We start from the raw sequence: 6381 nt of genomic DNA, 5'->3' as shown, positions 1-6381 counted from the left end.
CACATCACCGATAACGGGCACCAATGTGCAGTTGGATTACCAGTCAGAACGACACTGCTCCAAAACAATCGGGGCCGCATGACACGGCCCCGGGTTGTTGGATTACCAGTCAGAACGACACTGCTCCAAAACGGCTGCATCGGCCTTCACCGCCTTCCTACGGTTGGATTACCAGTCAGAACGACACTGCTCCAAAACAGATTGCCGCGCGCGACGTTAATATCCCCTGTTGGATTACCAGTCAGAACGACACTGCTCCAAAACCGTACTATCAAGTAATGAATCATTGCAATGGTTGGATTACCAGTCAGAACGACACTGCTCCAAAACGGAGTTGATCGCGCGGACGGCAGCGGTGGAGTTGGATTACCAGTCAGAACGACACTGCTCCAAAACCAACTATGTCTCGGCTATGGAGACTGTCGGGTTGGATTACCAGTCAGAACGACACTGCTCCAAAACTGGACTATGCCAAGGACAACGAGCCAGAGTGTTGGATTACCAGTCAGAACGACACTGCTCCAAAACTAAGTGGTTGTGAACAGTGCGATGGTTACGTTGGATTACCAGTCAGAACGACACTGCTCCAAAACTTTACAGCGGCCTGCGCGCCCTCCACAACGGTTGGATTACCAGTCAGAACGACACTGCTCCAAAACAACGTCACCACCTTTCGTGCGTTGGACCATGTTGGATTACCAGTCAGAACGACACTGCTCCAAAACATGCAACTCCTTCAACACCGAATGACTACGTTGGATTACCAGTCAGAACGACACTGCTCCAAAACGGCGAACTTGTCGAAAAGGAACGTGCCCTTGTTGGATTACCAGTCAGAACGACACTGCTCCAAAACAAGGGCTACTACTGGTCGGGCGCGGCACTTGTTGGATTACCAGTCAGAACGACACTGCTCCAAAACCATTGAAGCAAATTCCTCCCTGCAAAGAGGACGGACGTCCTGACAATTCGTGTCGTTATATCTCGAGAAAGTGCTGGTCAATACGCATCTTGCTCTCATGACTATAGCTTATATCGCACACCTTATTTTCCAATAGCAATACCTGCATTTCATGGAAAAAGACTCTGTCGAGGAACTGTTCAAACTCGATTTTGCCCAGAAAAGTTTTTAGATTCACAAACACAAGCACCTTCTCGAGCTGCACATCCGAGACAAAATCTAAAAACATATTCAGCATGTCAATGTACGGAAGGTCATCGCCCCTATCTGCCGAAAAACCAAACGATTTCAGATAACGACGCATATCCCATTCTACGTTGAATCGGTAATCGCATTCCACCTGATGCGTCAACCGCTGAGAGAATCCCCTCAAGTGGCTGCCGTAATCCTCAAATAATCTTCGGGCTTCCTCGTCCTCATAGAGAAGCGTCTCCATCATCCCAAGCAGCTTGCCGGAAAGCTCCGTGCAATCCCAGGGAAGATGCAGCGGATCGGGGACCGTAAATAGGACTCGCGAGGGCGCAACCTCATTACCGACTTCATCCCAAAGGGAGAACTGCTCGAAGACGCCCTCTCCTCCATCCGACACAAGAGACCGACATATGCGCGCGAACAAGCAGGAATTCTCAACCTCGACCGTACTGATGTGCCCCCTTGCAATATCTATCGGTCTGTCGGCACCAGCGAATATCAGCTTCATAACACAAGGAACTCCTCCATCGTGTCGACTTCGTCGTGAACCGCCTCATTGCCCGTTATATAGGTCATCGTTGCGTACTGTTTCTCAGTCACTTTTAGCACTTGGACAAGTCCCTCCGAAGGACGATGTTTCCTCATGCGGGCTATCGACCCCGATGCCGCGGCCTCATTCACGACAAGCTTTGAATACACCGACTGCTGCAACATCAGAAAGCCATCTTTAACCAGATACTTTCTAAACTGTGAATATCTCTTGCGTTGCGCCGCGGTGCCGACCGGCAAATCGAAAAATACAAGCAACCGCATGTACCTCACTCGACCTTTCGGGCTCATCGCACATCGAAGCTCTGAACTTCGTCAACACCTATCTTCTTGTTGAGCGCGTTGATGCAATCCTGGACGAACAGGGAGACAACCGAAGAGAGCCTATACTCCCCGTCCTTATACAGCACTGTCGTATTCATTAGGTCCCCAAGCATTCGACGTGATCCGGCATCGAACTCAACCCCGATCCACTCATCAACCATTCGATCAACGATTGGCCTAAATGGCTCCATCAAGTCACAGGCTAGATTGAACTCGTTATATTCGCTGTGATGGCATATCCCGCATTGAGTCAGATAGCCACGCGAGACGATCTCCCTATTCACCGATGACAGAAGCACAGCGTAGCCGTAATTCAAGGCGTCGTTCACCGGACAATTGATATCGCGGGAGAACCATTTGCCGAACAGAGCCTGAAAGTAGACCCTCGCCGCATGCGCTTCTCGATTGGTGGTGTCACCTGATCTAACCTCGTCAATGGCCGTTTTGAGAACTCGGGCTTCTGGCAGATCACGATCGGCCAGAACAGCGGCCTGCTGTCGAATCTTTTCCCTAACAACGCGCTGCCACACACGCTTTTTGATTGGCTCTCCCCAAGCCAGCTGCTCCTGTATGCGCTTGCTCACGTTATGAGCCCCGTATAGGGGCAGCGCCTGCCCGACCGGATTGTGCTTCTCGTCTGAATAGACGAGGGAGATCTTGCTCTTGGCCAACTCCGCCATCAGATAGGCGCTGATGTATACCTGCATCGTTTGAAGTATGACGGACGAAATCTCCGACAAATGGACCTTCGCAACATCATCTTCCTTACGTACGACCATATATCCACTTTTGTATGAGAGCCTGCAAGGGCTCTCTATGAAGATGGTCCTAAAGCCCAATGTAAGTTTTCCTCTCAAACATGCCGGTCACAGACTGATCGATAAACGTAATGCCCTGATTGCTCAGTACGTTTCTAAAGACGATTTTCAACTGGCCTGCAGTCTTCGCGCCTCCAATCGGCCGCATGTCTGCCATGTTGTTTGAAGCAGAGGACAACGCAAGAAGCCCTTTCAGGATGAGGTCCTTATCTTCTTCCCCCAACCGCTCAAACGCAGCCGATCGGTCATCCAACTTCAAGTTGTCATACAGACGCCTGTCAAACCTCCTAATACCGACCATCATTTGATTGAACAGGGAATCACGTACGCGAGGACCAACCGGAGCGCCCGAAAGCAGCCTCTCAACCAAATGCGTCCCTTCCTGGCCAAAGGCCAATGGAACGGCACTCCGGACCTGGTCGGCACCGGTGATAAACAACCTGCATCCGTCAACTTCAATGAGCTGCTTGATAGCTATCTTCGCACGAGCGATAGACTCGAACGCATATCCCCTCTCTTCGGCAACCTCACGCCCGAAAGCCTCGATATCGACTTGCCCCCCAGCAGCGCGAGACACCGGAACTGGAGCAAAGTCAATAAGTCGCTTGCCCTTCTTATCCTTCGCGTAATAGCAGAAGAAATATGCATATTTCTCCGATGAATAGCCGCCGTATTTAGACGGATCGAGCCCTTCTTTAAGCGGGAGGGAGAGTTTCATCTTTCCACGCGGCGAATAGATAGTCGCATCCCAAAACGCACCAGATGTCTCCTCCGGCATACGGCTCAGGTACACCTGCCGATAGTTGAGATACTTGCGAATGCGCTCACATTCGAACTCGGCGTCCCACGTATCCTTGAAGATCTCGCCCGTATCTTTGTCGAAACCCGAATGCAGGAAGCTCGACACGATGAAGCCAGCCGATCCAGGCAGGCGGCCCGTCCTCTTTGCCTCGTCTGCTTGAACGCGCACAAAATCCTTAACAACATGCGCATAGCCGATGGGATTGTCATACATTCCAGCATGCCTCAGCAGCAAAAACCTACCGATCTCCGCAGCGAGAAGTGCATCGTGCGCATGGTGAAAATCGTTGATCTCACGGCACTTGTAATAATGCTTGGCCTCGCGCAGCTCATGCGACAGGCTCGCCTTGATGGGAACCAGCCTCGACTCAGGCAGGCGATTCTCGAGCATCATCTTCGTCAACTTGACGATCTGCGAGGTTTCAACAAGCTGACGTGCGATAAAGCCCTTAACCCGACGCTCGCTGACATCTGAGCACATGAGGTTTCTCAGTTTCTTATCACCTATAAGGCCGCAACGGTGCAGCTCTTGCCAATAGCTCGCCATCTTTACGCGAACCCCTTGAGGCAACAATAGCCGATTCGTCTTGGTCTGATTTTCACTCTTTAGAACGAGGGCTTTGTTTTCAAAGCTATCATCTTTGATGTAGGACTGTGGAATGATGTGATCGACTTCATATTCAGACAGCCTCGTCACGTCAAGAGGAGCCTTGGAGTACAGGCTCTTACCTCCCTGAATGAAATACAAGGCCAGCCTCTCATCGTCGAAATCGGCAGGCTTGAACTCCTTCAATTCTCTCGCCAAATCAGCGTTTTCCCTCTTAAACGCATTAACAGCCTCTTTTATCGTATCGTAGCGCCTCTTCGTCCTCTTGCCCTTTTTCGACGCATCTTCATCACGCGTGTTCTCGATAAAGATGTTCACAGGAGGCTTGCCCGCTATATGGACAATCTCCTCGACAACACGGACGGCCTGATTGACCGTCCTGCGCAGCGCAGGAGATCCAGGCAGGTCAACCACCTCAAGGCGACCGGCATCAGCGATTCTTTCAGCGTTTATTTCTTCGATTTTATCTTCAAAGCCCAGGCGTTCATCATGCAACACCTCCATAAGGACCATGGTCCTACCCTGTTCACCGCCTACAGGGCTGCCTTCGCGAAGGATATCCATGATGGAGCGAGGTCCGCAATCCGTCTCAGCCTCGACCTCAGCCAGGAACTTCTCCGATAGGTTGCCCCAGCCCGTCAGACGCTTTTTGCAGATAATCTTGATCTGTTCGGAGCTCAATCGATCTGAGAAATTGCGGACGAGCTGCTCTTTCAAAATCGAACGATCCTCGAATAAGGTACTCCACAGGATTATGGTCTCAACCATAGGAATTATCGAAGGCGACAGTTCGTCGGTCTTGAAAACGTCTTTGCAAAAGAAACGGTACGCCGAAAGGGAGGATTCGAATTTACACTCTCCCTGACCACCGCGGACATGAACACGGGCCCATCCGCGATTGGCGCGCATCCAATCTTCGACCATTTTGTACGTAACACTTCGACGCTGCCTGAACAGGTCATCCATGATACCCATACGGTCGGCATAGTCGAAGCGCCGCCAATCATCGCCATCAACGGAATACCGAGCGCCGTTAAGCTCATTGAGGACACAGAACTCCTCATACAAAAGAGAATTGCGAGGAAGAACGCCCTACCCTATCAAGTAGGTGCAATCGCTCGTCATGCGCTGGATAAACGTATGCGCCGCATGACCCTTGTCGATAACCTCCTCCCAATTCCAGGGATACACAGGCTCGTCCTCCATACCGGGCTTACGAGTTGCCCAGGCAAAACGTGGATTGCCATGGTGATCGAGAGCAGCGTTTTTCTGTGTCAAAGGCCCCAAGTAATATGGAATCCTGAAGCTGACAAGCGACTCGATTTTGTCTAGGTTCTCGAGCAGGAACGGATAATACTTGCCTTGATTCTTGAGAATCGCGTCCATCTCCTCCAGATGGAGTTGATACGGGATGCTGCCGTTATCGCTCGTTTTGAGCCTCCGCAGGAAGCGCTCCTCCTCAAAGCGGCCCAGCATGTCCTTATAACGTTCGTCCGTTACGGCATCGGTCTTATCGAGAAGGCTCTTGACCTCTTTAAAGAAGTCAGCATATGCAACCTTATGAACCAAGTCGTAACGCGTATAGCCCTTGGCCTTTGTCGGGTCATAGTTGCAAGTGCCCGGAATCAGCTCACCACGGAAGAAGGCGTCATACTGGCTGGGCGCATACGTACGCACAAGAGACTTCAGCAGGGCGAGGTCGGCTCTATACACCTCATACTCCCGAACCTTGCAAAAGGAAATCGTTCTACCAGAAACAGATGAAAGAGAACCCGAGGAGATAGGGGCACCATTTCCGGAACTCAAGATGCCCAAAAGCACATATGCAGAATATACCTCTCGAATCGCATCGAACAAGCTCATGGCAACGTCGGGAATTGCCGCAAGGGCAGCATCTACCTTCTCATCGTCGGAAAGGGTGAAAGACGAGTCCTCGAACTCGCATCCGAGCACGGCTGCAAAATCAACCTTATAGCCCACAATCGCGCGAGAGATGCCCCTCCCCATCGTCTTCTGGGCGTCCTTATCAAGGCCGAACAGCTTGCCAACCGACTCCGACTTCTCCGCGCGGGAGAGAGACGAATCCTCGAGCACCCGCTGGATAGAAGCCGCATCGCAAGAGCAAGGAA

3 protein-coding genes, 1 pseudogene and 1 CRISPR repeat array are annotated in these 6381 nt (G+C 51.4%); all 4 genes and pseudogenes read right to left on the bottom strand.

Features of this window, described 5'->3' with window-relative positions; translation table 11 throughout:
• Positions 1-30 precede the first annotated feature (30 nt).
• Positions 31-922: direct repeats of the CRISPR family, unit length 36 nt; unit sequence GTTGGATTACCAGTCAGAACGACACTGCTCCAAAAC.
• Between the two features lie 55 nt (positions 923-977).
• The 4 genes and pseudogenes from csn2 to cas9 all read right to left on the bottom strand — a co-directional run bounded on the left by csn2 (position 978) and on the right by cas9 (position 6346).
• A complete protein-coding gene (gene csn2, locus ACT8II_RS08975; RefSeq protein WP_118653125.1) occupies positions 978-1661 on the bottom strand; it encodes a type II-A CRISPR-associated protein Csn2 in 684 nt (227 codons plus the stop codon).
• A complete protein-coding gene (cas2, locus tag ACT8II_RS08970; protein ID WP_118653123.1) occupies positions 1658-1966 on the bottom strand; it encodes a CRISPR-associated endonuclease Cas2 in 309 nt (102 codons plus the stop codon). The genes csn2 and cas2 overlap by 4 nt, the downstream gene beginning before the upstream one ends.
• Positions 1967-1989: 23 nt before the next feature.
• On the bottom strand, positions 1990-2865 hold the full coding sequence (cas1, locus tag ACT8II_RS08965; protein ID WP_118653121.1) for a type II CRISPR-associated endonuclease Cas1: 876 nt from the start codon (positions 2863-2865) through the stop codon (positions 1990-1992).
• Positions 2855-6346: pseudogene (cas9, locus tag ACT8II_RS08960) on the bottom strand (type II CRISPR RNA-guided endonuclease Cas9). Before cas9 ends, cas1 begins: the two are co-directional and overlap by 11 nt.
• Positions 6347-6381 lie beyond the last annotated feature (35 nt).

The organism is Collinsella sp., from assembly GCF_052346665.1.
Classification (GTDB): Bacteria; Actinomycetota; Coriobacteriia; order Coriobacteriales; family Coriobacteriaceae; genus Collinsella.
This window is presented reverse-complemented; position numbering and strand designations above follow the sequence as displayed.